The sequence below is a fragment of the Roseovarius gahaiensis genome (genome assembly GCF_011601345.1).
Taxonomy (GTDB): domain Bacteria; phylum Pseudomonadota; class Alphaproteobacteria; order Rhodobacterales; family Rhodobacteraceae; genus Roseovarius; species Roseovarius gahaiensis.
The window spans coordinates 1-24,375 of record NZ_JAAORB010000003.1 but is presented as its reverse complement, the minus strand read 5'-3'; the positions used below and the strand labels follow the sequence as shown (position 1 = coordinate 24,375).

The 24,375-nt window shown below is 59.1% G+C and carries 30 protein-coding genes; 18 read left to right on the top strand and 12 right to left on the bottom strand.

Features of this window, described 5'->3' with window-relative positions; genetic code table 11:
- Window positions 1–237 carry a hypothetical protein gene (locus HAT86_RS02520; RefSeq protein WP_167193069.1) on the bottom strand — a complete coding sequence of 79 codons (237 nt, stop codon included), beginning with the start codon at window positions 235–237 and terminating at the stop codon, window positions 1–3.
- Between the two features lie 370 nt (window positions 238–607).
- Here HAT86_RS02520 and thrS point away from each other — a divergent pair, with 370 nt between their 5' ends.
- The 5 genes from thrS (at window position 608) to HAT86_RS02495 (ending at window position 5,379) form a co-directional block, all read left to right on the top strand.
- Entirely contained in the window at window positions 608–2,554 is a 1,947-nt protein-coding gene (thrS, locus tag HAT86_RS02515) for a threonine--tRNA ligase (protein WP_167193067.1), read from the top strand.
- 230 nt (window positions 2,555–2,784) lie between these two features.
- On the top strand, window positions 2,785–3,090 hold the full coding sequence (locus HAT86_RS02510) for a BufA1 family periplasmic bufferin-type metallophore (RefSeq protein ID WP_167193065.1): 306 nt from the start codon (window positions 2,785–2,787) through the stop codon (window positions 3,088–3,090).
- Between the two features lie 73 nt (window positions 3,091–3,163).
- The gene (gene bufB, locus HAT86_RS02505; protein WP_167193063.1) at window positions 3,164–4,021 is read left to right on the top strand and encodes an MNIO family bufferin maturase; all 858 of its coding nucleotides are present in this window, start codon (window positions 3,164–3,166) and stop codon (window positions 4,019–4,021) included.
- Window positions 4,018–4,773, top strand: a complete 756-nt coding sequence (locus HAT86_RS02500; protein ID WP_167193061.1) for an HvfC/BufC N-terminal domain-containing protein — start codon at window positions 4,018–4,020, stop codon at window positions 4,771–4,773. The genes bufB and HAT86_RS02500 overlap by 4 nt, the downstream gene beginning before the upstream one ends.
- Before the next feature lie 3 nt (window positions 4,774–4,776).
- Window positions 4,777–5,379 (top strand): DoxX family protein, encoded by a 603-nt coding sequence (locus HAT86_RS02495; RefSeq protein ID WP_167193060.1) that lies wholly within the window; start codon window positions 4,777–4,779, stop codon window positions 5,377–5,379.
- Here HAT86_RS02495 and HAT86_RS02490 read toward each other — a convergent pair.
- Together HAT86_RS02490 and HAT86_RS02485 are read right to left on the bottom strand one after the other, a co-directional pair.
- Window positions 5,312–5,680, bottom strand: a complete 369-nt coding sequence (locus HAT86_RS02490) for a hypothetical protein (RefSeq protein WP_167193058.1) — start codon at window positions 5,678–5,680, stop codon at window positions 5,312–5,314. The genes HAT86_RS02495 and HAT86_RS02490 overlap by 68 nt on opposite strands.
- A gap of 47 nt (window positions 5,681–5,727) precedes the next feature.
- Complete coding sequence (locus HAT86_RS02485; protein WP_167193056.1) at window positions 5,728–6,042, bottom strand: arsenate reductase family protein; 315 nt, start codon at window positions 6,040–6,042, stop codon at window positions 5,728–5,730.
- A 216-nt stretch (window positions 6,043–6,258) separates the two neighbouring features.
- On the opposite strand from HAT86_RS02485, the gene HAT86_RS02480 reads away from it, so the two are divergent.
- Window positions 6,259–6,465: a cold-shock protein gene (locus tag HAT86_RS02480; protein WP_167193054.1), complete on the top strand. Its 207-nt coding sequence runs from the start codon at window positions 6,259–6,261 to the stop codon at window positions 6,463–6,465.
- Window positions 6,466–6,527: 62 nt separating this feature from the next.
- Here the strand turns inward: HAT86_RS02480 and HAT86_RS02475 are convergent, their stop codons facing one another.
- Both HAT86_RS02475 and thyX read right to left on the bottom strand, forming a co-directional pair.
- Entirely contained in the window at window positions 6,528–6,803 is a 276-nt protein-coding gene (locus tag HAT86_RS02475) for a hypothetical protein (protein WP_196780486.1), read from the bottom strand.
- Window positions 6,804–7,079: 276 nt separating this feature from the next.
- Window positions 7,080–7,985 carry an FAD-dependent thymidylate synthase gene (thyX, locus tag HAT86_RS02470; RefSeq protein ID WP_167193053.1) on the bottom strand — a complete coding sequence of 302 codons (906 nt, stop codon included), beginning with the start codon at window positions 7,983–7,985 and terminating at the stop codon, window positions 7,080–7,082.
- A gap of 165 nt (window positions 7,986–8,150) precedes the next feature.
- Here thyX and HAT86_RS02465 point away from each other — a divergent pair, with 165 nt between their 5' ends.
- From HAT86_RS02465 to HAT86_RS02455, 3 genes are read left to right on the top strand one after another with little or no spacing between them, the layout of a single operon-like run.
- On the top strand, window positions 8,151–8,579 hold the full coding sequence (locus tag HAT86_RS02465) for a VOC family protein (RefSeq protein WP_167193051.1): 429 nt from the start codon (window positions 8,151–8,153) through the stop codon (window positions 8,577–8,579).
- The gene (locus HAT86_RS02460; RefSeq protein ID WP_231125794.1) at window positions 8,573–9,280 is read left to right on the top strand and encodes a DUF1194 domain-containing protein; all 708 of its coding nucleotides are present in this window, start codon (window positions 8,573–8,575) and stop codon (window positions 9,278–9,280) included. Before HAT86_RS02465 ends, HAT86_RS02460 begins: the two co-directional genes overlap by 7 nt.
- Entirely contained in the window at window positions 9,277–10,011 is a 735-nt protein-coding gene (locus HAT86_RS02455; protein WP_167193047.1) for a DUF1194 domain-containing protein, read from the top strand. Before HAT86_RS02460 ends, HAT86_RS02455 begins: the two co-directional genes overlap by 4 nt.
- On the opposite strand, the gene HAT86_RS02450 is transcribed toward HAT86_RS02455, so the two are convergent.
- From HAT86_RS02450 to HAT86_RS02440, 3 genes are all read right to left on the bottom strand, one after another.
- The gene (locus HAT86_RS02450) at window positions 10,012–10,509 is read right to left on the bottom strand and encodes a MarR family winged helix-turn-helix transcriptional regulator (protein ID WP_196780485.1); all 498 of its coding nucleotides are present in this window, start codon (window positions 10,507–10,509) and stop codon (window positions 10,012–10,014) included.
- Window positions 10,510–10,615: 106 nt separating this feature from the next.
- Window positions 10,616–10,888 carry an FAD assembly factor SdhE gene (locus tag HAT86_RS02445; protein WP_167193043.1) on the bottom strand — a complete coding sequence of 91 codons (273 nt, stop codon included), beginning with the start codon at window positions 10,886–10,888 and terminating at the stop codon, window positions 10,616–10,618.
- Entirely contained in the window at window positions 10,872–11,276 is a 405-nt protein-coding gene (locus tag HAT86_RS02440; RefSeq protein ID WP_167193041.1) for a helix-turn-helix domain-containing protein, read from the bottom strand. The genes HAT86_RS02445 and HAT86_RS02440 overlap by 17 nt, the downstream gene beginning before the upstream one ends.
- 95 nt (window positions 11,277–11,371) lie before the next feature.
- Between HAT86_RS02440 and HAT86_RS02435 the strand changes: the two genes are divergently transcribed.
- From HAT86_RS02435 to HAT86_RS02425, 3 genes are all read left to right on the top strand, one after another.
- Entirely contained in the window at window positions 11,372–12,574 is a 1,203-nt protein-coding gene (locus HAT86_RS02435; RefSeq protein WP_167193039.1) for a pyridoxal phosphate-dependent aminotransferase, read from the top strand.
- A gap of 17 nt (window positions 12,575–12,591) precedes the next feature.
- Window positions 12,592–12,996, top strand: a complete 405-nt coding sequence (locus tag HAT86_RS02430; protein WP_167193037.1) for a hypothetical protein — start codon at window positions 12,592–12,594, stop codon at window positions 12,994–12,996.
- A 235-nt stretch (window positions 12,997–13,231) separates the two neighbouring features.
- Complete coding sequence (locus HAT86_RS02425) at window positions 13,232–13,882, top strand: helix-turn-helix domain-containing protein (protein ID WP_167193035.1); 651 nt, start codon at window positions 13,232–13,234, stop codon at window positions 13,880–13,882.
- A 69-nt stretch (window positions 13,883–13,951) separates the two neighbouring features.
- Here the strand turns inward: HAT86_RS02425 and HAT86_RS02420 are convergent, their stop codons facing one another.
- Genes HAT86_RS02420 through HAT86_RS02405 form a run of 4 tightly spaced genes read right to left on the bottom strand, consistent with a single transcriptional unit; the run spans window position 13,952 to window position 17,843 of the window.
- Entirely contained in the window at window positions 13,952–15,019 is a 1,068-nt protein-coding gene (locus HAT86_RS02420) for a heme-dependent oxidative N-demethylase family protein (RefSeq protein ID WP_167193033.1), read from the bottom strand.
- 11 nt (window positions 15,020–15,030) lie between these two features.
- The gene (locus HAT86_RS02415; RefSeq protein ID WP_167193031.1) at window positions 15,031–16,017 is read right to left on the bottom strand and encodes a PDR/VanB family oxidoreductase; all 987 of its coding nucleotides are present in this window, start codon (window positions 16,015–16,017) and stop codon (window positions 15,031–15,033) included.
- Window positions 16,014–16,640, bottom strand: coding sequence for a dimethylamine monooxygenase subunit DmmA (gene dmmA / locus HAT86_RS02410; RefSeq protein ID WP_167193029.1), 627 nt, complete (start codon window positions 16,638–16,640; stop codon window positions 16,014–16,016). Before dmmA ends, HAT86_RS02415 begins: the two co-directional genes overlap by 4 nt.
- A 57-nt stretch (window positions 16,641–16,697) precedes the next feature.
- The gene (locus HAT86_RS02405; RefSeq protein WP_167193027.1) at window positions 16,698–17,843 is read right to left on the bottom strand and encodes an aminomethyltransferase family protein; all 1,146 of its coding nucleotides are present in this window, start codon (window positions 17,841–17,843) and stop codon (window positions 16,698–16,700) included.
- A gap of 262 nt (window positions 17,844–18,105) precedes the next feature.
- Between HAT86_RS02405 and HAT86_RS02400 the strand changes: the two genes are divergently transcribed.
- The 6 genes from HAT86_RS02400 to glnT all read left to right on the top strand — a co-directional run bounded on the left by HAT86_RS02400 (window position 18,106) and on the right by glnT (window position 24,239).
- Window positions 18,106–19,479, top strand: a complete 1,374-nt coding sequence (locus HAT86_RS02400) for an ammonium transporter (protein ID WP_167193025.1) — start codon at window positions 18,106–18,108, stop codon at window positions 19,477–19,479.
- Between the two features lie 12 nt (window positions 19,480–19,491).
- Window positions 19,492–19,710: a hypothetical protein gene (locus HAT86_RS02395; protein WP_167193024.1), complete on the top strand. Its 219-nt coding sequence runs from the start codon at window positions 19,492–19,494 to the stop codon at window positions 19,708–19,710.
- Between the two features lie 138 nt (window positions 19,711–19,848).
- The gene (locus tag HAT86_RS02390; protein ID WP_167193022.1) at window positions 19,849–20,778 is read left to right on the top strand and encodes a class II glutamine amidotransferase; all 930 of its coding nucleotides are present in this window, start codon (window positions 19,849–19,851) and stop codon (window positions 20,776–20,778) included.
- On the top strand, window positions 20,779–21,456 hold the full coding sequence (locus HAT86_RS02385; RefSeq protein WP_167193020.1) for a GltB/FmdC/FwdC-like GXGXG domain-containing protein: 678 nt from the start codon (window positions 20,779–20,781) through the stop codon (window positions 21,454–21,456).
- Window positions 21,457–21,463: 7 nt separating this feature from the next.
- Window positions 21,464–22,816 (top strand): FMN-binding glutamate synthase family protein, encoded by a 1,353-nt coding sequence (locus tag HAT86_RS02380; protein WP_196780484.1) that lies wholly within the window; start codon window positions 21,464–21,466, stop codon window positions 22,814–22,816.
- Between the two features lie 94 nt (window positions 22,817–22,910).
- Window positions 22,911–24,239 (top strand): type III glutamate--ammonia ligase, encoded by a 1,329-nt coding sequence (gene glnT / locus HAT86_RS02375; RefSeq protein ID WP_167193017.1) that lies wholly within the window; start codon window positions 22,911–22,913, stop codon window positions 24,237–24,239.
- The last annotated feature ends 136 nt before the right edge of the window (window positions 24,240–24,375 follow it).

Below are 24,375 nucleotides of genomic sequence, written 5' to 3'. Positions count from 1 at the left end.
TCACCCGCTGACATAGGGCTGTTGCCGAGGACGGTAAAAGACTTTTTGGTTGTGCAAGCGGCCCAACAGATCGTGAATCTGGCGCACAGATTGATCCACGGCCCGAAGTTCGGCGTCATCCGAGGCGTCCGCCTCAACCAATTTGCCCGCCAGCTCGCGCTTGGACTGGTGCAGCGCCTCTTCGATCAGATCAATATCCTCAACCGACAATTCGAAATTTTCATTGTAACGCGGCATGTTGTCTCCTCGGATTTGGTTTGATGAGAGATTACCTCATGTGATGATAAGCGACAATACAGCTATCGTTTGCGACAGGCCATATATTTAATCGTTCTGCGTCAATATGTTACGACGCGCGCCCGCATACAATTGCACACCACGGCCATACACCTTGGGGCGCGGCAAGATAGGTGCAGGGCGTTGCGGACATGATCGGCGGAATTTTTCGCGCGCCATGTTCGTCGAACACCGGCCCCGATGATTTGTTTCGTTGCGCATAAAAGCCTGCGCTTGACTTGGGCCAAGGTGCAGGGCAGAAGGCAGGCCGAACCATATACCCGCAACCGGGCGTTCCGTGGGCGCCAAACTGACGAGGAGCGACAGGCCAATGGCCCAGATTTCCCTTACATTCCCCGATGGTAACGCACGTCACTACGCGGCTGGCATCACCGCCGCCGACATGGCTGCCGATATTTCCACATCGCTTGCCAAAAAGGCGATCTCGGCCAATGTGAACGGCCAGCACTGGGATCTCCAGTGGCCGATTGAGGCTGATTCCGCCATCGCCATCAACACAATGAAAGATGAAGGCCCGGCGCTGGAACTGATCCGGCACGATCTGGCCCATATCATGGCCCGCGCCGTGCAAGAGCTGTATCCCGGCGTCAAAGTGACCATCGGCCCGGTGATCGAAAACGGCTGGTACTACGACTTTGATCGCGCCGAACCCTTCACGCCCGAAGACCTTGGCGCGATTGAAAAAAAGATGAAAGAGATCATCAATCTGCGCGATCCCGTCCGCACCGAAATCTGGGACCGCGCCCGCGCCATCAAGCATTACGAAGACCAGAACGAGCCGTTCAAGGTTGAACTGATCGAAGCCATCCCCGGCGATGAGCCGCTGCGCATGTATTGGCACGGCCCGTGGCAAGATCTCTGCCGTGGTCCGCACCTGCAACACACCGGGCAAGTGCCCGCCGATGCCTTCAAGCTGATGTCGGTGGCGGGCGCCTATTGGCGCGGCGATTCCGACCGTCCGATGTTGCAGCGCATCTATGGCGTGGCCTTTGCGAACAAGGAAAAGCTTAAGGATTACCTGCACTTCCTTGAAGAAGCCGAAAAGCGCGATCACCGCAAACTGGGCCGCGAGATGAACCTGTTCCACATGCAAGAAGAGGCCCCGGGCCAAATCTTCTGGCATCCCAACGGCTGGAGCATCTACACCACCTTGCAAGATTACATGCGCCGCCAGCAACGCCGCGGTGGCTATGTCGAGGTGAACACCCCGCAAGTTGTTGACCGCAAACTGTGGGAGGCATCGGGCCATTGGGATAAGTATCAGGAAAACATGTTCATCGTTGAAGTCGACGAAGAGCATGCCCGCGAAAAAGCGGTTAACGCGCTGAAACCCATGAACTGCCCGTGTCACGTGCAGATTTTCAATCAGGGTCTGAAATCTTATCGTGACCTTCCGTTGCGCATGGCCGAATTCGGCAGCTGCAACCGCTATGAGCCTTCGGGCGCGCTGCATGGCATCATGCGCGTGCGCGGGTTTACGCAAGACGACGCACATATTTTCTGCCGCGAAGATCAGATTGCCGCCGAAACCGAGAAGTTCATCGGCTTCCTGTCAGAAATCTACCGCGATCTGGGGTTTGAGAAATTTGCCGTCAAATTCTCGGACCGTCCTGAGAAACGCGCCGGCAGTGACGAGGTGTGGGACAAATCCGAAGAGGCGCTGAAATCGGCCACCGAGGCCGCGGGTTGCGAGTTTGACCTCAACCCCGGCGAAGGCGCATTCTATGGCCCCAAACTGGAGTTTGTGCTGACCGACGCCATTGGCCGCGACTGGCAATGCGGCACCTTGCAGGTGGATTTCGTGCTGCCCGAGCGGCTGGACGCCACCTATATCGCTGAAGACGGCGCAAAGCATCGCCCGGTGATGCTGCACCGCGCCGTATTGGGCAGCTTTGAGCGGTTCATCGGCATTCTGATCGAAGAACATGCCGGGAAACTGCCCTTCTGGATGGCCCCACGTCAGGTTGTCGTGGCGTCGATTGTGTCGGAAGCGAATGACTACGTGCATCAAGTGGTTGATCAACTGCGCGCCGCTGGTGTGCGGGCCGAGGCCGATATCCGCAACGAAAAAATCAACTACAAAGTCCGCGAACATTCGGTCGGCAAAGTTCCGGTGATCCTGGCCTGCGGTCTGCGTGAGGTCGAAGAAAACACCGTATCCCTGCGCCGACTGGGTGAAAAACAGACCAGCGTTCAGGCCTTGGATGATGTGATCCCGGCCCTGTCGCACGAGGCAACACCGCCGGATTTACTGTAACAATCCGGCCTTTTTTGACGGGGCGGCGCATGGCAAACCAAAATGCGCCGCCCCGCAATTTTTGAATTTCCCTTCGTTTTCTTTGTCTTGTGAAACTTTCACAAAATTCACGCGCTTTAACGCCTGCGTGTTTGACGGTCTCGTGAATAGCGTGTGTTCTGACAGCCCCGCTACCCTCAACATGTCGCGAATTGACGCGACTTGATTTCAAAAGTTGAGGGAGACACCCGATGTCGAACACCATGAAGACCCTTGCCATCGCTGGCGCCATGACCGCAGCCCTTGGCGCGCATGCCACGACAGCCACGGCCGAAGGCGCCAAGGAAAAGTGCTATGGCGTATCGCTTGCTGGTCAAAACGACTGCAAAGCAGGCGCAGGCACGACATGTGCCGGTAGCTCGACCGTGGATTATCAGGGCAACGCCTGGACACTGGTCGACAAAGGCACATGCGCCGAAATCGACCTGCCCGATATGGCCGACGGCACAGCGCGTCAGGGCAGCCTTGAAGAATTGAACCGCGACCTGCCGTCCTGAGCGAAATCAGGGTGTGCGGCAGATACCGCGCATCCTGTTTCCCTGCCCGTCCCCCGAGTTCCCGAGGTTTGCTATGTTGGATATGTCCCGCCCCTTGTCGCATTTGCCCGCCGCGCCCGGCGTTGGCTACAAGCCACAGCATTTCAACGATATTCTTGCCAACGCGCAGCCTGTCGAATGGTTGGAAATTCATGCTGAAAACTACATGGGCGATGGGGGCCGCCCCTTGGCGCAACTGCGCCATCTGGCCGAACGCTTTGCCATATCGGTTCACGGCGTGGGCCTGTCGATCGGCGGTGAAGGCCGCCTTGACGCCGCTCACTTGGCGCGTCTCAAGACACTGTGCGACTGGCTGCAACCGGCTAGTTTTTCCGAACATCTGGCATGGTCCACCCATGACAGCCATTTCCTGAATGATCTTTTACCCCTGCCCTATACAGATGCCACACTGACACGCGTCGCCGACCATATCGACGAGGTCCAGAATACACTGGGTCGGCCCATGCTTTTGGAAAACCCCTCAAGCTATCTGGCCTTCGACGAAAGCACCTATTGCGAAACCGAGTTTTTGGCTGAGTTGACCCGGCGCACTGCCTGTGGGCTGTTGCTGGATGTGAACAACGTGTTCATTTCCGCCACCAATCTGCGCCTTGACCCGCGTGCCTATATTGATGCGTTCCCATTGGACCGCGTCGGTGAAATTCACCTTGGCGGCCATGACGAGGATCACGACGATCACGGCGCGCCCTTGCTGATCGACAGCCACGGGCGCGAGGTGGCCGATCCGGTCTGGGCGCTGCTGGATTATACGCTGGCGCAGACCGGCCCGCGCCCTGTGTTGATCGAATGGGATGCCAATGTGCCAAACTGGCCGCTTTTGGCCGCCGAAGCGCGGCGCGCGGCGAAGGCTTTGGCCAAGGTGCCAGCATGAGCGTGACCCAAGACAGCTTCCATGCCGCGCTTCTTGGCGCGACACAGCCGGTTCCCAAAGGCCTGAGCGACGGTGCAGGACATCCGGCAGGGCGGCGTTTCGATGTGTACCGCAACAACGTGGCCGCTAGCCTGACAGACGCGCTTGAGGTTGGCTTTCCCGCAGTGCAAAGCCTGATCGGACACGACAGGTTCAAAACCGTGGCCGGGCAGTTTTTGCGCACCCATCCGCCTGACACACCGATGCTGATGCAGTACGGCGGGGCGTTTCCTGCATTTCTGGAGGGGTTTCAACCGCTTGCGCATATCGGATATTTGGCCGATGTCGCACGGCTAGAGCAAGCACAGCGCCAAGCCTACCACGCCGCCGATGCGGCACCGGTGCGCCCCGACCAGATTGCCACCATCCCACCCAAGGCATTGGGCGACGCGATAATCACGCTGGCCCCGGCGCTGCAAGTGATCCAATCCGCATGGCCTGTGCATGCGATCTGGCGCTACGCCACCGAACAGGGCGCACCCAAGCCGCCCGCAGTCGCGCAAGACGTGCTGATCACCCGGCCCGAGTTTGACCCGGTGCTGACGGTTCTGCCCGCAGGCGGCGCGGCATTCATCGCAGCCCTGCACAGCGGGGCTCCATTTGCCACAGCCCTAGAGAAAGCCAGCTACGCGGCCCCCGGTTTTGCCCTGCAAACCATGCTGGCGGTTTTGCTGCACCAAAACGCCATCACCGACATCATCACGACGGAGTAAGCCATGACCACGATCCTATCCACATATTACAGATGGTCCGCCTATCTAGGCCACGCCGATGGCTTGCTGCCCCTAATCGCGCGGGCGATTTTTGCGGCGGTTTTCTTGGCGTATTTCTGGGTCTCGGCGCTGACAAAACTGGGCGACGGTTTGTTTGGCCTGTTCACCCCAAGTGCCGGAGCCTATGCGCAGATATTTCCTCGCGCGATGGAGGCGGCGGGCTATGATCCCTCACAACTCAACCTGTTTCACACGCTGATCGTGTTGGCGGGCACTTGGGCCGAGTTTACCTTGCCCGCGCTGATCGTAATCGGGCTGCTGACTCGCTTTGCCGCGCTTGGCATGATTGGCTTTGTCGTTGTGCAAACCCTGACCGATCTTTACGGACACGGCGCGATTGCCGAGCCTGCCACCGTGGGCGCGTGGTTTGACAAAGTGCCAGACGCGCTGATCCTTGATCAACGCGCCTTGTGGGTATTTCTTCTATTGGTGCCGATGGTGAAAGGTGCCGGCGCGCTGTCGGTGGACCGGCTGTTGGTCAGAAATGCGCCTTCGGCTCATCCGGTTTCCCCGCAGCAAGGGCAAAAACACCACCAAGCGCCGTAAACCCAATGGGAAACATGGTGAACACGCCAAAATCGAAGGCATAGAGCATGGCGGCGGCAGAAATCAGCATCAGGACACCCCCCCAAAGCGCCCGGACCTTGGCCATGCCCGCCCCGGCGATGGCCAAAAGCGGGGCCAGAAAGCTGACAGCGCGGATCAGGCCGACACGGTCCACTTGTTGGGCCAGGCCCTCTACCTCTCCAAACTCATTGATAAATTCCGTGTAGCCAAAACTGAAAAACCCGATCAGCATGGCAAACAAGCCGCCGATCAGTCCAAGGGTTAAAGCTGCGTTACGCATGACACCTCCGGGGTTGCGACAAGACCGACATAGGGATGATCGCCGCCTTATCCAAGCAAGGCCGCCTGCACATCCTTGCCCCACCCCAAATAAAGCTGGCCCTGCGATTCGATCAGCGGGCGCTTCATCAATGTTGGGTGATCCGCCAACAAATCCAACGGGTTACGCTGTCGCTGCTGCGCATCCAGACCACGCCATGTGGTTGACCGTGTGTTGAGCAGCGCCACACCGAACTGCGCATGCGCGGCCTGCAACACATCTTGCGGCACACCATCGGCGCGGACATCGACGAATGTCGCATCTGGCAGTGATTTCAAAGCCTTGCGGCAGGTGTCACAGGTTTTCAAACCATACAGAATCATGGCGCACTCCCTTTCGCGTGCTTGATTAACGGGCAGAGCGTTGGCCGTCACGGGGGTTTTGCTTGCTTTTTACATGGCCCGTGTAATCATTATTTGCGCTGCAGTGGTCAAACGCCGATCTGCCTTGGATTTTCCAACGCCGGATCAAGGACTTGAACAGGGCAGCACATGGCCCGGCATACATCCGGGGACGCGAAGTGAAGAAGGAGAAACGGCATGCCAACAGGCACCGTGAAATGGTTTAACACCACCAAGGGATATGGTTTTATCGAACCGGACCAAGGCGATAAGGACGTTTTCGTTCATATTTCGGCGGTCGAACGGTCGGGGCTGACGGGCCTCGCGGATAATCAAAAGGTCGGGTACGAATTACAAGAAGGCCGCGACGGTCGGGAAATGGCTTCAGACCTCAGGCTTTTGTAACCCAAGCACTTTTCACAAATATCCGTGGCGGCGCGATGACGCCGCCACTTTATGTGCTGCGCTCAGTAGCAGCCCTTCACACCCTCGGCGCAGGTGCCAACGCTGCGATGATGGCGCATGTGGTGACGGGCCTTGGGAACCGGGTGCTGCATCACCTGTTGATACGTCTGGCTTTGGTTGGGTTTGCCGCAGCAGATGACCCCGTTCATCGTGATCGGCTGCAACCCGGACGGGCAATAATTTGTATGCGACGGGACGGCGCAGGTTTTTGGCCCTTGGGCGGCAGCCGGAGCCGCGATGACAGCGGCCAGAAGGGCGGCGGAGAGGGGAAAACGCATAGGGAACCTCTTGAAAACACTCGGACAAAATCGGGACACTGATTATAATGGTACCCGGTCCCCCGCTTCTGTCAAACCTTTTGCGGCCGGACAGGCGCGAGGGCGAAACAATCTGAGCGTGTGGGGCTAATTGACCACGCTTACCCAAATGCGCGGACGCGAGGGCCGCAGGCCCGCCGCGCCAAAGCCGACGCGCCCCCACGCGGCGGCTTTGGCGCGGATTGTCGAGGGTGAGCGGTGCGCATGAATGCGCACCCTACGGGTCGTCGATGGGCCCTAGCCCACCAACTCCTGAAACTCGCGCCACTCGCCCTTGCTCATGCCCGAGCTTTCTTGGGTCACCTCTTCGCCCTTCAGCATCCGGCGGATGCAGTCGAGGCCCTTGGCCGACAGGTTTGCACCACCCATGCGGTAATCTTCGAAGGCGCGATAGGCGGCGGGCACCCAATCGGCGACGATTTTGCAGATTTCATCGGCATAAACGCGGATTTCGTATTGGGCGTGGGTATCGGCGCGCAGGCGCAGGAAATGCAACAGGTTGTGCAGATCGACCTTCCAATACCATTGCGTATAGATATTGGCGGGCAGGTTCATGCGGGCCAGTTCGCGCGCCAGCCCCTGTTGCCCGTCCTCGGAGATCATCGCCTCGTAATTGTCATAGCAGCGCATCGCGTCGTCTTGCAGGATGCGCAGCACGCGGTCGGCTTCCTCGCCCTCAAGCGCGGCGCCCCGCCCCTGATTGTTGGTGGTCGATTGCGCGGCCAGTGCATCGGGGGCCGGAATATAGAATTCACGATCAAGGATCGAATACCGCGCCGAGTATTCATTGACGTTGGCGGTGCGGTGGCGGATCCATTGGCGGGCCACGAATACCGGCAGTTTGACGTGCAGCTTGATCTCGCACATCTCGAACGGGGTCGAATGCCAGTGGCGCATAAGGTAGCGGATCAGCCCCTCGTCATTGCTGACCGATTTGGTGCCCTTGCCGTAACTGACGCGCGCGGCCTGACAGATGGCAGCATCGTCGCCCATGTAATCGACCACCCGCACAAACCCGTGGTCCAGCACCGGATACGCGGTGTATAGATGGCGTTCCATCCCTGGCGACACGGCGCGCAGGGTGTCTTGCGGCTGGCTGCGCAGGGTGTCGATTTCGGCCTGTTGGTCAGGGGTCAGGGGCATGGCGAATCCTTTCGATGCGACGCGAGTCGGAGGTCACTATATCTTGCGGGGCATCCGAGTGGAAACGGCAATATCGGGTGCGGCACACGCAGATTCGCGCGCGCGGCTCGACATGTGGCGGCGCGGGTCTATTGTGACAGGGAACTATATGAACGGAGGCATATAATGCGCATCAGGTATCTGCATACGATGGTCCGAGTGAAGGACCTTGACGAAAGCATGAAATTCTACGCCCTTCTGGGTCTGAAAGAGACCCGGCGCATCGACGTCGAGGCGGGGCGCTTCACTTTGGTGTTCATGGCCCCCGAGGGCCAAGAAGAATGCCCGGTGGAGCTGACATGGAACTGGGATGGCGATGAGGGGCTGCCCTCGGACAGCCGCCATTTCGGGCATCTGGCCTATGAGGTCGAGGATATCTATGCCATGTGCCAGCATTTGCAGGACAATGGCGTGACCATCAATCGCCCCCCCCGCGACGGGCGCATGGCCTTTGTGCGCAGCCCCGACAATATCTCGATCGAGCTGTTGCAACAGGGCGATGCGCAAGAGCCGCAAGAGCCATGGGCCAGCATGGAAAACACGGGCCATTGGTAAGACTGGCCGCCCTGTCCGGGCTGGTCTGGGCCGTCTGGGCGGGGTTTGCCGGGGCGGCCTGTCGTCTTGCGTTGGTATTGGCGGTGGATATGTCGTCATCGGTGGATGACGTGGAATACCGCCTGCAACGCACCGGGTTGGCGGTGGCGTTGAACGCGCCGGACGTGCGGCATGCAATTTTGCAGGGCGGTCAGGGGTATGTGGCGCTGGCCGCGTATGAATGGAGTGGGCGCTACAAGCAGCGGGTTCTGCTGGATTGGCTGGCACTGCGCGGCCCGGATGATATCGACCGGGCGGTGGCGGCACTGGCCCGGGGGGACAGGGCCGAGCGGATGCACCCGACGGCTATGGGCTATGGTTTGGGTTACGGCGCGCAGATGTTGCAGCGCGGCCCAGACTGCGCGCGCCGGGTGATTGATGTATCGGGCGACGGGGTGAACAACGAAGGGTTCGGCCCGCGTCTGGCCTACAAGCATTTCCCACTGTCGGGCGTCACGGTGAATGGCCTGGTCATTTTGGGGCATGACCCCGAGGTTCTGGATTTCTACCGCAGCCAAGTGATCCGAGGGCGCAATGCCTTTGTTGAGGTGGCCACCGGCTTTGAGGATTTCGAAGCCGCCATGGCCCGCAAATTATATCGTGAGATCAACGATATGGTTCTGGGCGCAGGTCCGAGGCCTGCAGAAGGCGCACCGGGATGACGGGGCGGGGCCTGATTGCGCTGATCGCTTTTGCGCTTGGGCTAAGCGTTTCGGCCGCGCAGGCGCAGTGCCGTCAGGCGCTGGCGCTTGGGGTGGATGTTTCAGGCTCGGTCGATGGGCGCGAATACCGGTTGCAACTGGATGGTGTGGCATCGGCGTTGCGCGATCCCGACGTCAGGCGGGCGTTTCTGGCGATGCCACAGGTGCCCGTGCGCCTGCTGGTCTACGAGTGGGCCGGACAGGGACAACAACGGATATTGGCGGGCTGGCAAGCCATTGAAAACGCCGATGATCTGGACCGGATCGCACAGCGGCTTGAGACCACGACCAGCCTGTATGATGACCCCGCCACGGCAATTGGAACGGCAATGCTGCACGGGGCCGAGCTGTTGGCGCGGCAGCCCGACTGTTGGCAAAAAACGCTGGATATCTCGGGCGATGGCCCGGCCAATCGCGGGCCGCATCCCCGCGATATCGCCGATGCCGATCTGGGCGACATCACGATCAACGCTTTGGTGATCGGGCCGAATAGCCGGGCCAACACAACTAAGGATCTGAGCAACGTGAAAACGCTTGAGGCGTATTTTCAAGCGCATGTCATCCGTGGGCGCGGCGCGTTTGTGGAAACGGCGCAGGACTTTGACGATGTCGCGCGTGCCATGCGCCGCAAGCTACTGCGCGAAGTGGCCAGCCCGGCACTATCGGATGCGGGCCGGGCCGCTGGACGATGATCAGTAGATATATCGGATTTGATCGGTCCAGTAACGTTCCACTCGGCGCAGCGCGGCGGTGATCTGATCAATTCCATCAGTGCCCAGAACCCCCTTGCCTTGCAAACCGTCGGCATGCCGCTCGAACAGATCGGCGACGACATCGCGCACCTCGCGGCCACGCGCCGTCAGCCGCACCCGCACGGACCGGCGGTCAATCTCGCAGCGCTGGTGGTGCATATACCCCATGTCCACCAGTTTCTTGAGGTTATAGCTGACGTTGCTGCCCTGATAATATCCGCGTGTCTTGAGTTCACCGGCGGTCACTTCGTTATCGCCGATATTGAACATCAACAGCGCCTGAACCGCGTTCACCTCCAGAACACCGACCCGTTCGAATTCATCCTTGATCACATCCAGCAACAGCCGGTGCAGCCGTTCCACCAGCGATAGCGCCTCAAGATACCCAGCCATGAACCCCTGAAGATCAGGGGACTTCATCGGTGTTTGCAAAGTCATTTTCATCTCCGTGCGGTGCATGTTGGCACAGACACTGAGTGAAAATGGCGAAAAATCCGTAAACCGCAGCAAAGACGGCTAAAATGCGATTTATTTTGACGCGGGATTACCGGGAGGCATCCGAGACTTCGGCGATCTCGGCGATCAGGGCCGCAAAAGGATCGGGGGCCGTCACCTGCCCCGTCACCCATTGATAAAGATCTTGATCGTTTTCCGACAACAACTGATCATAAATGTCCAATTGCGCCTCGGGCAACGCGTCAAGACGGGCGTCCGCATAGCGGCGCAGGATGATGTCCATCTCCTTGATGCCCCGCCGTATCGACCGCATATACAAACGCTTCACACGGGTCTGACGATCTTCAGCCACTGGCCTCATCCTTAAGTTTGGAGCGCAGGCTTTTTTCCAGCCGGCCCAAGCGGTCGGTATACTGGATCAGATGCGTGCGGATATCGCGGATTTCGGTGAGCATTTCTGTCACATCGCGCGACAGTTCACCCTCGTCCGAGGGGGCATCTGGGCCATTGCCCTCGCCCGACAGCAGCCACAGCAGCGACACGTTCAACAGCCCCGCCATCATCGACAGCTTGTTGGCGCGCGGCTCGCTCAGATCGTTTTCCCAACCCTTCAGCGTCTTCAGCTTGACGCCAAGGCGCTTGGCCAATTCCTGCTGCGTCATCCCGGCCTGTTCGCGCGCACCAGCAACACGGTCGCCAAATGTGGTTGCATCGGGGTCGAACCAGCCTTCGGTGGAATTCTCGTTCATCTCGGTATCCTTTCGCGTCATCCGTGCAGGGTGCTTGATCCGCCGTGCGGCAGACCCTAAGACATTCACCAACGCTATACAAACCGGAGCGCGTCATGAACCCTCTTTCCGCGACATTATCGCGCGTCAAACCGTCCCCGACAATCGCGGTCACCTCGAAAGCCGCCGAGATGCGCCGCGCGGGACATGACGTGATCGGCCTTGGCGCGGGCGAGCCGGATTTCGACACCCCCGACAATATCAAGGCCGCAGGCATTCGCGCCATCGAAGAAGGCAAGACAAAATACACGCCCCCCGATGGCATCCCCGAGTTGAAAGAGGCGATCTGCGCCAAGTTCAAGCGCGACAACGGGTTAGACTATACGCCCGCGCAAGTCAGCGTTGGCACCGGCGGCAAACAGATCTTGTACAACGCGCTGATGGCCACGCTGAACCCCGGTGACGAGGTGATCATCCCCGCGCCTTATTGGGTCAGCTACCCCGACATGGTGCTTTTGGCGGGCGGCGAACCGGTGGTGGTGCCAGCCGGGATTGAAAGCGGGTTCAAGCTGACGCCCGAGGCGTTAGAGGCCGCAATCACGCCGAAAACCCGTTGGTTCATCTTCAACTCGCCCAGCAATCCCACCGGCGCGGGATATTCATGGGATGAGTTGAAGGCGCTGACCGATGTGCTGATGCGGCATCCGCATGTCTGGGTCATGACGGACGACATGTATGAACATCTGGCCTATGACGATTTCGAATTCTGCACGCCCGCGCAGGTGGAACCCGCGCTTTACGATCGCACGCTGACCTGCAACGGTGTCAGCAAGGCCTATGCGATGACCGGCTGGCGGATCGGCTATGCCGCCGGGCCCGAGGTGCTGATTGGGGGCATGCGCAAGATACAATCGCAGAGCACCTCGAACCCCTGCACGATCAGCCAATGGGCCGCGATCGAAGCGCTAAGCGGCCCCCAAGACTTCATCACGTCCAACAACCAGATTTTCAAGCGCCGCCGCGATTTGGTGGTGGGCATGCTGAACGCCATCGACGGTATGGAATGCCCGGTGCCCGAAGGCGCGTTTTATGTCTATCCGTCGATCACAGGGCTGATCGGCAAGACCAGTGCGGGCGGCGCAAAGATCACCAATGACGAGGCGTTTGCCACCGCATTGCTTGAAGAAACCGGCGTGGCGGTGGTGTTCGGCGCGGCCTTCGGGCTTTCCCCGGCGTTCCGCGTCAGCTACGCTACGGCGGATGAGGCCCTGAAAGAGGCCTGCGGCCGAATTCAAGGGTTCTGCGCCGCAATGACGTAACAGTAAGGGCGGGGACGATGGCCGGAGACTTGCCGGATTATTATTTCAGAGTGCGCGAAAACGGCGCTTTCGTATTCCGCGTAGATACTGAAAATCGGCAGCGGCGGATCGATATGGATCAAATTGCGGTGGTCAACACGCGCAACGGCCAGATCAAGCCGCATGGCGACCGGGAATTGTCAAAAGAAGATCTGAACATCATCAAAGAATGGATGGACGAGCGCATCGAGCTGCTGGCCGCGCGCGATATCGACGACATCCACCGCGCCGTTGACTACCTGAACCAAACCACCCACTGGGCGCAATCGCGCGCCACGGACGAGCAATTGGACAACGTCACCGACGCGCTGTTGTTGGCGATGCATGACCTGCGCACCGTTTTGGTGCGCAAAAAGGCCGACCGTCTTTTGAAAGACGAGTGATCCCGCATTCCGCACGCTGTGACCACACACCACACCCCTGCCCGTCGCAGGTGGGCCTTTTGAAAACGCGCCTTCGGGCAAGATTTACAGGCCCACAAAGGGTGACGCTACGTATCAGGCCCCTGACAGCGCACAATGTTTACTCAGATGAAGAAAATATATATCTTTGCGAATATTCAAATTGCGTAACACCTTATACGCCGCTGATGGCGGCCAGACTGTTTGAGGACACTCCATGACCGCTGTCGCGCCCCCGCCTGTGACCAAACTTGATCAAGACCCGCACCGCCTGCGCGAAGAACGTGAAAAAGTGCTTGAGGTCGCCATCGGCCGAGAGGTGCGCGCCTTTCGCAAGCAACAGGGGATCACCGTGGCCGAGTTGTCGCGGCTGACGGACCTGTCCATCGGCATGTTGTCAAAGATTGAAAACGGCAACACCTCGCCGTCGCTGACCACGCTGCAAACATTGGCCGATGCCCTGTCGGTGCCGCTGACTGCTTTCTTCCGGGGATACGAAGAAAAACGCGAGGCCATTCTGACAAAGGCCGGTGAAGGCGTCGAGATTGAACGGGATGGCACCCGCGCCGGGCATCAATACAACCTGCTGGGGCATATCGGATCGAATGCCAGCGGCGTGATCGTCGAGCCGTATCTGCTGACGCTAACCAAGGAGTCCGACACGTTCAACACGTTCCAGCACAGCGGAATCGAGATGATTTATATGCTGGAAGGCAAGGTCGATTACCTGCACGGCAAGGAAATCTATCCGATGGAAGCTGGAGACACGCTGTTTTTTGATGCCGACGCGCCGCACGGGCCCGAGCGTCTGGTTGAATTGCCGATCCGGTATCTGTCGATTATCTGTTATCCACAGCAAAAAACCTGATCCTGCCCCGCGGTCACAAAAAAACCGGCCACATCCCGAAGGTGTGGCCGGTTTTGGTTTGGTCGGGTCTTATTTGCTAAGGGGTGGTTCTGTGTCCAGATCAGGCCATACGCCGGCGGATGTGGGCAGGCCATCATCGAATTTGCTCAGGTAATCCAGCATCAGTGGACGGTTGTCGATAAAGCCTTTGTAGTCGGCCAACTCCTCGGGCAGATCGCGGACCACGCGATGCAGGCGGCGGCCCCATTTCGGGATGGTGACGATATCCTGAAACGCGATCAGGTAGCAGCGGATCGGGAACAACAGCGCGTTTGAGCGCGGCAAGCGGTAGAACGTTTGCAATTCAACGCGCAAATGCTGCTTGGCCCCGATGTTGTCTGGCGTCAGCGTCGCTTTTTGCACGCCCCATTTGTGATAGTTTTCCGGGCTGGTATCCAGCAGCGGATTGACCGTCATGGTCCAGTTCAGACGACGCGCCGGGGCGCCCTGCTGGATGTTGAGCAGGAATTTCAGCGCCCGCTTGAAAATGCCCATTTCATGCGCCAGTGGCACCGGCGCGTGCCATTCAAAGAAATCCATGCCGATGTCGAAATCAAGGCTCCAATCGGCCTGTGTCGTGACCATGCCCGCATCCATATACAGCATATCATTGCGCTGATCGAGCACGGCAAAATCGCCCTGCGCCTGCCGGGTGATGTATTCCAGCGGGCCGCATGGCAGCGTGGTTTCATCAAGAAACGTAAAAGTATGGTCGATGCCCATCGGCTTGTTGATCCACCGCCAGCGGTCGCCGTCGCGGTCCAGTTCGAACAGGTCAGGGTAATCCTCGGATTTGCTGACCATGATCAGTTCCAGCGTGTCCCACCCCGCCAGCGTCATATGCGGCAGCGACTGGCAGCGCAGCGGATCGTCCGCCAGCACAAGGGCGCGGTCTTGCATTTCGGACACATAATGCTCGTCCACGTCAAAGCGTTTTTCATAAACCGAGCCTTCGGGCCCGCCGCGATGTTGTTCCATGTTGACAGAATACATGTAGCTGTCTTCGTGGAACGGGAACGGAAAGCGTTTGATCGCCCAATCCGAATTTCGGAACGAATAATCGTCGCGAAAGGTTTCCTTGTTGAATTGAATGGTCATGGCTTTCTCCTTTACCGGTCCAGCACAAGGGTTTTGCCGACAAAGCGGCTGACGCAGGGCATGATTTTCTTGCCGCTGGCGTGTTCTTCATCGTCCAGCCAGTGATCGCGGTGGTCGAATGTGCCATCGGCCTCGACAACATCGGTTTCGCATTGCCCGCAGGCCCCACCCCGGCACAGGAACGGTGCCTCGACGCCGCAGCGCTCGATCGCTTCAAGCAGGCTTTCGTTTTCGCCCACCTGAATGGTGATGTCGGATTTGCACAGCCGCACTTCGAAGGGTTTGCCGGGTTGCGGGGCCAGAAACTCTTCGGAGTGCACGTGCTCCTCCGGCCAACCATGCGCGGCGGCTGTGCTATGGACCCAATTGATCATCCCCTTGGGCCCGCAGACATACACATGCGTGCCAAGCGGCTGACCATCCAGCAAATCCTCAAGCGGGAGTTTCTGGTCTTGGTCATCGAAATAGACATGCACCTTGCTGGGGTATTTGCCTGTCAGCTCGTCAACATAGCTGCCCAACTCCTTGCTACGGCAGGCATAGTGCATTTCCCACGGGGCGCTGATCCGCTCTAGATGGGCGATCATCGCCATGAACGGGGTGATCCCGATCCCGCCCGCAAGAAAGACATGCTTGCGCCCGCGCAAGTCCAGCGGGAACAGGTTGACCGGATAGCTAAGCGTCATGCGGTCGCCGACATTGACGTTGTTATGCATGAACAACGATCCGCCCCGGCCTGCGTCATCGCGGCGGACGGAAATGGCATAGATCGTCGGATCCGCCGGATCGGACATCAGCGAATAGGGGTTCAGGCGCGTGCGACCATCGTCATTCATTTCGACAACTGTATGCGCGCCTGCAGAAAACGGCGGAAACTCCTTGCCGTCGGTGCGGGTAAATTCAAACCGGGTGACAAGCGCGTTCAGCTTGACCACTGCGCTGACCGTCACGTCGATCTTCTCGGCGCCGGCTTTGGTTTTTTGGGGGGCAGCACTCATTTGTACAACTCCACGGGTTCGGGGACATTGCCGGGGTCTTCGGCATCGACGCAGACACCTTGAAACGCGGCCAGCCTGCGCGAATAGTGATCGCGGACAAACAGGTTCAGCCCGCAGTGTGAACACACGAAAGGGTCGGTCATCACGTCTTCGGTGATACCCTTGCAATGCACGCACTGCATCCGCCGCGCGACCGAGCCGCGGTGTTCGGTCTGCACCGCACTATGCGGAATGCCGGCGTGCATCGCCTCGTTCATGGCTTGGCCCATCAGGCCTTCGGTGCCCGCCAGATAGATTTGCAGGCCCATATGCGCATCCGACAGCACCCGGCGGATACGGGGCACCGATGCCTCGTAACTGGGGCCGACATACAGCTGCGCAGGCGCAAGCGCGCGCAGTTTCTCGACATAGGTCTCGCCAGTGTTTTTCGGGATGTAAATGATATGCGCCGCGTGGATCAGATCGGCGTCTTGGGCGGCCAGATCAATCAGCGCCTCGGCGCCTTCGGCATCGGCAATCATCAGATGCGCTTTGCCCGGTCGCGGCTCTAGCGTGCCATAGACAGGACGGCTGCGGATGCTTTCAGGGAACTGGAATTTGGACATTCGGTCAGTCACTCCCATTGGGTCTTAAGGAAAAAAGGCACCGCCGTGGGGCGGTGCCTATTACATGCTGCGGTGTCAGCCCTTGGCGGTGCGGATTTTTTTGTCCTTGTCGTAGAAGGGCATTTCCTCGGCAACACAAGGAATTTCGGTGCCATCCGAGTTGCGCACCGTCATCTTGGTGCCCGGCACGGCGCACTCCACCGGCATCCGGGCGATACCGACATTGTGGTCGTTCAACTCGGAATGCATGCCAAAGGTCACGACGCCGACCACCTCGCCGTCTTTCAACAGCTCGGCCCCCTCACTTGCGGGTGTGGTGCCTTCCAGTTTGACGCCGTAAATCTTGAAGCGTTCCTTGCCCTTCAGCGCATAGTGATTTTCCGCGCCGCGGAAACCGGTTTTGCCGGGCGATACGGTGAAATCCAGCCCCAATTCCCACAGCGAGTCGCCACAGGGCTGATCGGGGAACGGGTAGGTTTCCGAGTTGTCGCCGGGGAAGAACAACAGGTAGCTTTCGGTGCGCAGCAGATCGAGCGTGGAGAACTGGACCGGGACGATCCCCATATCCTTGCCATCCTCAAGAATGGCATCCCACAAATCCATCGCGTGGCGCGCTTCGCAGAAAATCTCGTAGCCGCGTTCACCGGTATAGCCGGTGCGCGAGATCATCACCGGTTTGCCAAAGAGCTTGGTCTGGATGATGCCGAAATAGGCCAGATCGCGAATGCCGGGGATGTGCTTGGCCAGAAAATCAACCGCCACCGGCCCCTGCAACGACATGTCGTGCAGATCATCATCGAACAGCATCGAAACGTTTTTGCCATAAGCGGCCATCGCAAGGCTTTCATGGCCCGTTCCGGTGCCATGGACCACCAGCCAGTTGTTGACCGACAGGCGATAGATCACGCAGTCGTCGATGAACAACCCGCGATCATCCAGCATCGCGGCATAGCTGGCCCGGCCCGGCATCAATTTGTCGACATTGCGGGTTGTGGCGCGGTCGATCACGGCGGCGGCATGCGGCCCGCTGAGGTGCACTTTCTTGAGGCCCGACACATCCATCAGCCCGGCTTTGGTGCGCACCGCCTCGTAATCGGCTTTGGCCCGCTCATCGGAATGGTCGTAGAACCACGCGGTTCCCATGCCGTTCCAATCTTCCAGCTCTGCGCCGATTTCCACGTGGCGCTGCGCCAAAGCGGATGTTCTGTAGATGATCGCCATTCCATGTCTCCCTGTTATTTTGAATTTTCCGATATTGAGACCGAACTGCCCCTAAAAATCAATACCCAAGGTCAGATTTTTTTCCTACCGGGAAAACCTTTGTCGGCATAAAATCGCTTTTCCTGTAGCGCCCAAAATCTGGTCGTAGCGCCCAATTTGCGCGCGGAGAGCTCCAAAAAAATTTGACACACTTCGAAAAACTCCGTCACACTTCAGGAAAAAAACTTTCATTATAATAAAACAACCAAACAGGGAGCCGAAAATGGATGGCAATCTAAATGCGCTAACGACGGTGTTTACCGAGTTTTACTACTGGGTCACCGTCGTCTTCATGTTTTTGATTCATGTGGGATTCTGCATGTATGAGGTCGGCGCAAGCCGTCGACGTAACCATATGCATACACTTATGAAAAACGTCATGGTGATCCCATTGGTCACCGTGACTTTCTTTTTCTTCGGGTGGTGGATTTACTGGGCCTTTCCGATGTTCCCGTTCTTTGGCGGGCTCGACCTTGAGGCGGGGGCGGCGAATCTACCTTGGGCTGAAACGATGGGCCCGAACGCAGCGGATCGAATCACAGGCGTGTTCTGGGCCGCGTTCCTGCTTTTCTCGTGGACGGCGGCCTCAATCGTGTCCGGTTCGGTGATCGAGCGCATCCGCTCGTCGGCGCTGTGGGTTCATGCGGTGTTGATCGGCTCGGTGTGGTGGATCATCGACGCGGCATGGGGCTGGCACTATGGCGGCTGGATGGTGAAATACCTTGGCTACCACGACGCCTATGCGTCGGGTGTCATTCACGCGATTGCCGGGGGCTATGCGCTTGGCGTGATCGCGGTGCTTGGGCCACGGATTGGGAAATTTGCCAAAGACGGCAGCCCGCGCGATATCCCGCCGCATAACCCATGGATGCTGACAATCGGGATTTTCCTGATCTACACCGGCTTTTGGGGCTTTTACGCGGCATGCAATGTGCCCGTCATCTCGCCCGAGGGAATCGGCGGCGAAATCACCGGCACAACATGGACGGCCACCAACATCTATCTGGCGCCAACCTCGCTTTCGGGGATCACCTTCAACTTCCTGATGTCGCTGTCGGGTGGCCTGATGGCCGCTTATGTCGTGTCCAAAGGCGATGCGTTCTGGACCTTCTCGGGCGGATTGGCCGGGATCATCACCGCATCGGCGGGCAACGACCTGTATCATCCGGTGCAAGCGATGCTGATTGCCGCAGTGGGCGTTGTGATTGTCTACAACCTGCACTTCTGGGTCGAGCGCAAGTTCAAGCTGGATGACGCCGTGGGTGCCGTGGCCGTGCATGGCTATGCCGGTGTCGTCGGTCTGGTGATTGCCGGGTTCGTCCTGTGGGGTGCGCCATCATCGCCTTATGAGGGCTATGCCAGCATCAACCCGCTGGGCCAGACTCTGGGTGCGATCATCATGTTCTTTGGCCTTGGCTTCTTGCCCGCGTTCATCGTGGCCAAGCTGCAAAAGGCGGCAGGTGTGCTGCGCATCCCCGAAGAGGTTGAGCTTGAAGGGCTCGATTACGCCGAGCACCACGCCTACGAGGACGCCAAACAGGCGATCATCGAAGCCGACAAAGAGCATCTTTCGAAAAAGCTGACAGCCGCAGAATAAGGAGACTTCACTATGTCTACGATTGGTTATGAATCCTGGGCCGTGGATATGGCCGATGTCGGCCCCATCTACCCCCTACAGGGATGGGAATTCCCGATGGTGGTGATTGGCGTGCTGTTCTGGATCGGCTGGCACCGCATTCAGTTCGTGCGCGAACACAAACATCTTGAGCAGGCCAAGCAACGCGCGCTTGACCATGAGCGGATCGAACAAAGCGTCGAACGGTATTGAAATGCGGGGGCGGGCCACCATGCCCGCCCTTGCACCTTAGGAAATTTTTTTTCATCTGAGTTGCAGCGGCAAATTTTCGATGCTAGCCTCAACGCAGACCCCATGACGGGTAGAATCACTAAAGCGGAGACTCGCCTAATGTGCGGAATTGTTGGACTTTTCTTGAAGGACAAAGCGCTTGAGCCCCGGTTGGGCGCTATGTTGACGGACATGCTGATCACCATGACCGACCGGGGACCGGACAGCGCAGGCATTGCCATCTACGGCGAAGGCGCTGCGGGCGTTTCAAAGGTCACGGTGCAATCCGAGACCCCGGATCAGGATTTTGCCGATCTGGCGGACAAGGTAAAGGCGCTGGTGGGCGGCCCTGTATCGCTGACCCGCCGCGACACCCATGCGGTGCTCAGCGTCCCGGCGGGCAAGGCTGAAGAGTTGCGCAAGCAACTCAAAGAGGTCGCCCCCACCGTGCGGGTGATGTCGTTTGGCGACACGCTGGAAATCTACAAAGAGGTCGGCCTGCCCAAGGATGTTGCGGCGCGCTTTGATATTGCCTCGATGTCGGGATCGCACGGCATTGGCCATACCCGCATGGCGACGGAATCCGCCGTGACCACCATGGGCGCACATCCGTTCAACACCGGCAGCGACCAGTGCCTTGTGCATAACGGATCGTTGTCCAATCACAACTCGTTGCGCCGCAAGCTAAACCGCGAAGGCATCCACGTCGAAACGAAGAACGACAGCGAAGTCGCCGCCGCCTACCTGACATGGAAAATGCAGAACGGCGCAACGCTGGGCGAAGCGCTGGAAAACTCGCTGGACGATCTGGACGGGTTCTTTAACTTCGTGGTCGGCACCAAGGACGGCTTTGGCGTGGTCCGCGACCCGATTGCATGCAAACCCGCTGTGATGGCCGAAACCGATCAATACGTGGCCTTCGGGTCCGAATACCGCGCGCTGGTCAACCTGCCGGGAATCGAAGACGCCCGCGTCTGGGAGCCCGAGCCCGCCACGGTGTATTTCTGGCGCCACGGCGAAACCACAACCCCCAACAAGAAGGCCGCGTAAATGCAGACCTATGACCTTGAAGCCGACGGGCTGCGCGGTTTGAACGCCGCGCTGCATGCCCAGTCCTCCGAGACGAACCAGACCCATTGGGAAATCGTGAACCCGCGCGGCAGCCATGCCATCGCGGTGGGCCTAGACGCGCCGATCGAGGTGAATGTCAAAGGCTCCACCGGCTATTATTGCGGTGGCATGAACAAACAGGCGACCGTTCATGTGTATGGCTCGGCTGGGCCGGGTGTGGCTGAAAACATGATGTCGGGCACCGTGGTGATCGACGGCGACGCCTCGCAATACGCAGGTGCCACTGGCAACGGCGGAACGCTTGTCATCAAGGGCAATGCCAGCTCGCGCTGCGGTATTTCTATGAAAGGCATCGACATCGTGGTGCATGGCAATGTCGGCCATATGTCCGCTTTCATGGGCCAATCCGGAAACCTTGTAGTGTGTGGCGATGCTGGCGAAGCGCTTGGCGACTCGATCTACGAGGCGCGCCTGTTCGTGCGCGGGTCGGTCAAATCGTTGGGGGCCGACTGCGTCGAGAAAGAGATGCGGCCTGAACATCTGGACCTGCTGCGCGATCTGCTAGAGCGTGGCGGCTGTGACGCCAAGCCAGAAGAATTCAAGCGCTACGGCTCGGCCCGCCAGCTTTATAACTTCAAAGTCGACAACGCATATTGAGGGAGCCATGACTGTGAAAGACATAGATAAAAACGGTCCTCCGCGGACAACACCGATCCAGTCGGCGACCTTTTCCAACCCGATCAACGCCGAAATCCGCCGTGCGGCGGCCACCGGCATCTACGACATCCGGGGCGGTGGCGCCAAACGCCGGGTGCCGCATTTCGACGACCTGCTGTTTCTGGGGGCGTCGGTGTCACGCTATCCGTTGGAAGGCTACCGCGAACGCTGCGACACCAAGGTGACACTGGGCACACGTTTCGCCAAGAACCCGATCGAGCTGGATATTCCAATCACCATTGCCGGCATGTCCTTTGGGGCGCTGTCAGGGCGTGCGAAAGAGGCCTTGGGCCGTGGCGCATCAGAGGCCGGCACATCGACCACAACCGGTGATGGCGGCATGACCCCCGAAGAACGCGGCCATTCCACCAAGCTGGTCTATCAATACCTGCCCTCGCGCTATGGCATGAACCCCGACGACCTGCGCAAGGCCGACGCAATTGAGGTTGTGGTTGGCCAAGGTGCCAAGCCCGGTGGCGGCGGCATGCTGTTGGGTCAGAAAATCAGCGACCGCGTGGCCGACATGCGCAACCTGCCCAAGGGGATCGACCAACGCTCGGCCTGCCGCCACCCGGACTGGACCGGGCCGGACGATCTGGAAATCAAGATCCTTGAGCTGCGCGAGATCACGGCATGGGAAAAACCGATCTACGTCAAGGTCGGCGGCACCCGCCCCTATTACGACGTCGCGCTGGCGGTGAAGGCCGGGGCGGACGTGGTCGTGCTGGACGGGATGCAAGGTGGCACCGCCGCCACCCAAGACGTGTTCATCGAACATGTCGGCCTGCCGACGCTGGCCTGTATCCGCCCTGCCGTGCAGGCCCTGCAGGATCTGGGCGTGCACCGCGAAGTGCAGCTGATCGTGTCGGGCGGCATCCGCACCGGGGCCGATGTGGCCAAGGCGATGGCGCTTGGCGCGGATGCGGTCAGCATTGGCACGGCGGCGATGGTCGCCATTGGCGACAACGACCCGAAATGGGAGGCCGAGTATCAAAAGCTGGGCACCACCACCGGTGCCTATGACGATTGGCACGAGGGTCTGGACCCTGCGGGCATCACCACGCAAGACCCCGAGTTGCAACAGCGGCTTGATCCGGTGGATGCCGGGCGGCGGTTGCGCAATTACCTGAACGTCATGACGCTTGAGGCGCAAACCATCGCGCGGGCGTGCGGGCATAACGACCTGCACAACCTTGAACCCGAGGATCTGTGCGCGCTAACGATGGAGGCGGCGGCCATGGCGCAGGTGCCACTGGCCGGCACCACTTGGTGGCCCGGCAAAAGCGGCGCAGGGTTCTGACGACACCGGACTCGCATATCAAAGGGGGGCGACGCGCAATCGCCCCCCTCTTCGATCACAACGAAAAAGACCAACGAACAGGGATACACTCATAATGACAGTTGATCTGGCTAAATTCGCCCAAGAAAAAGGCGTCAAGTATTTCATGATCTCCTTCACCGATCTGTTTGGCGGCCAACGCGCCAAGCTGGTCCCGGCGCAGGCCATCGCCGACATGCAGGAAGACGGGGCTGGCTTTGCCGGGTTCGCCACATGGCTGGATATGACGCCTGCGCATCCCGACATGCTGGCCGTGCCCGACCCCGACTCGGTGATCCAACTGCCTTGGAAACCCGAGGTGGCGTGGGTTGCGGGCAATTGCGTGATGGAAGACGAAGACGTCGCACAAGCGCCGCGCAACGTGCTGCGCCGCCTGATTGACGAGGCCGCCGAAGAAGGCCTGCATGTCAAAACCGGGATCGAGGCCGAGTTTTTCTTGCTGACGCCCGAAGGCGACCAGATCAGCGACCCTTTCGATACCGCCGCCAAGCCCTGCTATGATCAACAGGCGGTGATGCGCCGCTACGAGGTGGTCCGCGAAATCTGCGATTACATGCTGGAACTGGGCTGGGGCCCCTACCAGAACGACCATGAGGATGCGAATGGCCAGTTTGAAATGAACTGGGAATACGATGACGTTCTCAAGACCGCTGATCGGCATTCGTTCTTCAAGTTCATGACCAAGTCCATCGCCGAAAAGCATGGCTTCCGCGCCACTTTCATGCCCAAGCCCATCGAAGGGCTGACCGGCAATGGCTGCCACGCGCATATCTCGGTCTGGGATGCGCCGGGCGATGCATCCAAGGTCAATGTCTTTGCTGGCGATGGCGACGGCCCCACCGGCGAGGTCGGCCTGTCAGAGCGTGGCAAGCATTTTCTTGGCGGGATCATGAAACACGCAAGCGCATTGGCCGCGATCACCAACCCGACGGTGAACAGCTACAAGCGGATCAACGCACCGCGCACCATGTCAGGGGCCACATGGGCGCCCAACACGGTGACTTGGACCGGCAACAACCGCACCCATATGGTCCGCGTCCCCGGACCGGGTCGGTTTGAATTGCGCCTGCCCGACGGGGCGGTGAACCCCTATCTGTTGCAGGCGGTCATCATCGCGGCCGGTCTGTCGGGCATCCGCAGCAAGGCCGACCCCGGCAAACGCTATGACATCGACATGTATGCCGAGGGCCACAAGGTGCGCGGCGCGCCCAAGCTGCCGTTGAACATGCTGGATGCGATCCGCGAATACGACAAGGACAAAGAGCTGAAGAAAACCATGGGATCGGACTTCTCGGCCAGCTTCATCAAGATGAAATTGCAGGAGTGGAACTCGTTCGTGACCCATTTCAGCAATTGGGAACGCGAGCACACGCTGGATATCTGACCTCAGGCAAATCCAAAAGACAGGCCGCGGCAACCATCTGCCGCGGCCTTTTTTCATGCCCAACCGCTTACAGGTTGGGATACATCGGGAAGCGTGCGCACATGGCTTCGACCTCGGCCTTGACCTTGGCTTCAAC

Excerpts from the sequence above, each read along its gene's own strand:
- HAT86_RS02400 (WP_167193025.1), top strand. The coding sequence starts at position 18,106 with ATGGATGGCAATCTAAATGCGCTAACGACGGTGTTTACCGAGTTTTAC.
- HAT86_RS02520 (WP_167193069.1), bottom strand. The coding sequence starts at position 237 with ATGCCGCGTTACAATGAAAATTTCGAATTGTCGGTTGAGGATATTGAT.
- thyX (WP_167193053.1), bottom strand. The coding sequence starts at position 7,985 with ATGCCCCTGACCCCTGACCAACAGGCCGAAATCGACACCCTGCGCAGC.
- HAT86_RS02445 (WP_167193043.1), bottom strand. The coding sequence starts at position 10,888 with ATGAGGCCAGTGGCTGAAGATCGTCAGACCCGTGTGAAGCGTTTGTAT.
- HAT86_RS02440 (WP_167193041.1), bottom strand. The coding sequence starts at position 11,276 with ATGAACGAGAATTCCACCGAAGGCTGGTTCGACCCCGATGCAACCACA.
- HAT86_RS02495 (WP_167193060.1), top strand. The coding sequence starts at position 4,777 with ATGACCACGATCCTATCCACATATTACAGATGGTCCGCCTATCTAGGC.
- HAT86_RS02485 (WP_167193056.1), bottom strand. The coding sequence starts at position 6,042 with ATGATTCTGTATGGTTTGAAAACCTGTGACACCTGCCGCAAGGCTTTG.
- HAT86_RS02390 (WP_167193022.1), top strand. The coding sequence starts at position 19,849 with ATGTGCGGAATTGTTGGACTTTTCTTGAAGGACAAAGCGCTTGAGCCC.
- HAT86_RS02435 (WP_167193039.1), top strand. The coding sequence starts at position 11,372 with ATGAACCCTCTTTCCGCGACATTATCGCGCGTCAAACCGTCCCCGACA.
- HAT86_RS02380 (WP_196780484.1), top strand. The coding sequence starts at position 21,464 with ATGACTGTGAAAGACATAGATAAAAACGGTCCTCCGCGGACAACACCG.
- HAT86_RS02465 (WP_167193051.1), top strand. The coding sequence starts at position 8,151 with ATGCGCATCAGGTATCTGCATACGATGGTCCGAGTGAAGGACCTTGAC.
- HAT86_RS02475 (WP_196780486.1), bottom strand. The coding sequence starts at position 6,803 with ATGCGTTTTCCCCTCTCCGCCGCCCTTCTGGCCGCTGTCATCGCGGCT.
- HAT86_RS02490 (WP_167193058.1), bottom strand. The coding sequence starts at position 5,680 with ATGCGTAACGCAGCTTTAACCCTTGGACTGATCGGCGGCTTGTTTGCC.
- HAT86_RS02450 (WP_196780485.1), bottom strand. The coding sequence starts at position 10,509 with ATGACTTTGCAAACACCGATGAAGTCCCCTGATCTTCAGGGGTTCATG.
- thrS (WP_167193067.1), top strand. The coding sequence starts at position 608 with ATGGCCCAGATTTCCCTTACATTCCCCGATGGTAACGCACGTCACTAC.
- HAT86_RS02430 (WP_167193037.1), top strand. The coding sequence starts at position 12,592 with ATGGCCGGAGACTTGCCGGATTATTATTTCAGAGTGCGCGAAAACGGC.
- HAT86_RS02395 (WP_167193024.1), top strand. The coding sequence starts at position 19,492 with ATGTCTACGATTGGTTATGAATCCTGGGCCGTGGATATGGCCGATGTC.
- HAT86_RS02425 (WP_167193035.1), top strand. The coding sequence starts at position 13,232 with ATGACCGCTGTCGCGCCCCCGCCTGTGACCAAACTTGATCAAGACCCG.
- dmmA (WP_167193029.1), bottom strand. The coding sequence starts at position 16,640 with ATGGGAGTGACTGACCGAATGTCCAAATTCCAGTTCCCTGAAAGCATC.
- HAT86_RS02510 (WP_167193065.1), top strand. The coding sequence starts at position 2,785 with ATGTCGAACACCATGAAGACCCTTGCCATCGCTGGCGCCATGACCGCA.
- HAT86_RS02420 (WP_167193033.1), bottom strand. The coding sequence starts at position 15,019 with ATGACCATTCAATTCAACAAGGAAACCTTTCGCGACGATTATTCGTTC.
- HAT86_RS02500 (WP_167193061.1), top strand. The coding sequence starts at position 4,018 with ATGAGCGTGACCCAAGACAGCTTCCATGCCGCGCTTCTTGGCGCGACA.
- HAT86_RS02455 (WP_167193047.1), top strand. The coding sequence starts at position 9,277 with ATGACGGGGCGGGGCCTGATTGCGCTGATCGCTTTTGCGCTTGGGCTA.
- HAT86_RS02415 (WP_167193031.1), bottom strand. The coding sequence starts at position 16,017 with ATGAGTGCTGCCCCCCAAAAAACCAAAGCCGGCGCCGAGAAGATCGAC.
- HAT86_RS02385 (WP_167193020.1), top strand. The coding sequence starts at position 20,779 with ATGCAGACCTATGACCTTGAAGCCGACGGGCTGCGCGGTTTGAACGCC.
- glnT (WP_167193017.1), top strand. The coding sequence starts at position 22,911 with ATGACAGTTGATCTGGCTAAATTCGCCCAAGAAAAAGGCGTCAAGTAT.
- bufB (WP_167193063.1), top strand. The coding sequence starts at position 3,164 with ATGTTGGATATGTCCCGCCCCTTGTCGCATTTGCCCGCCGCGCCCGGC.
- HAT86_RS02405 (WP_167193027.1), bottom strand. The coding sequence starts at position 17,843 with ATGGCGATCATCTACAGAACATCCGCTTTGGCGCAGCGCCACGTGGAA.
- HAT86_RS02480 (WP_167193054.1), top strand. The coding sequence starts at position 6,259 with ATGCCAACAGGCACCGTGAAATGGTTTAACACCACCAAGGGATATGGT.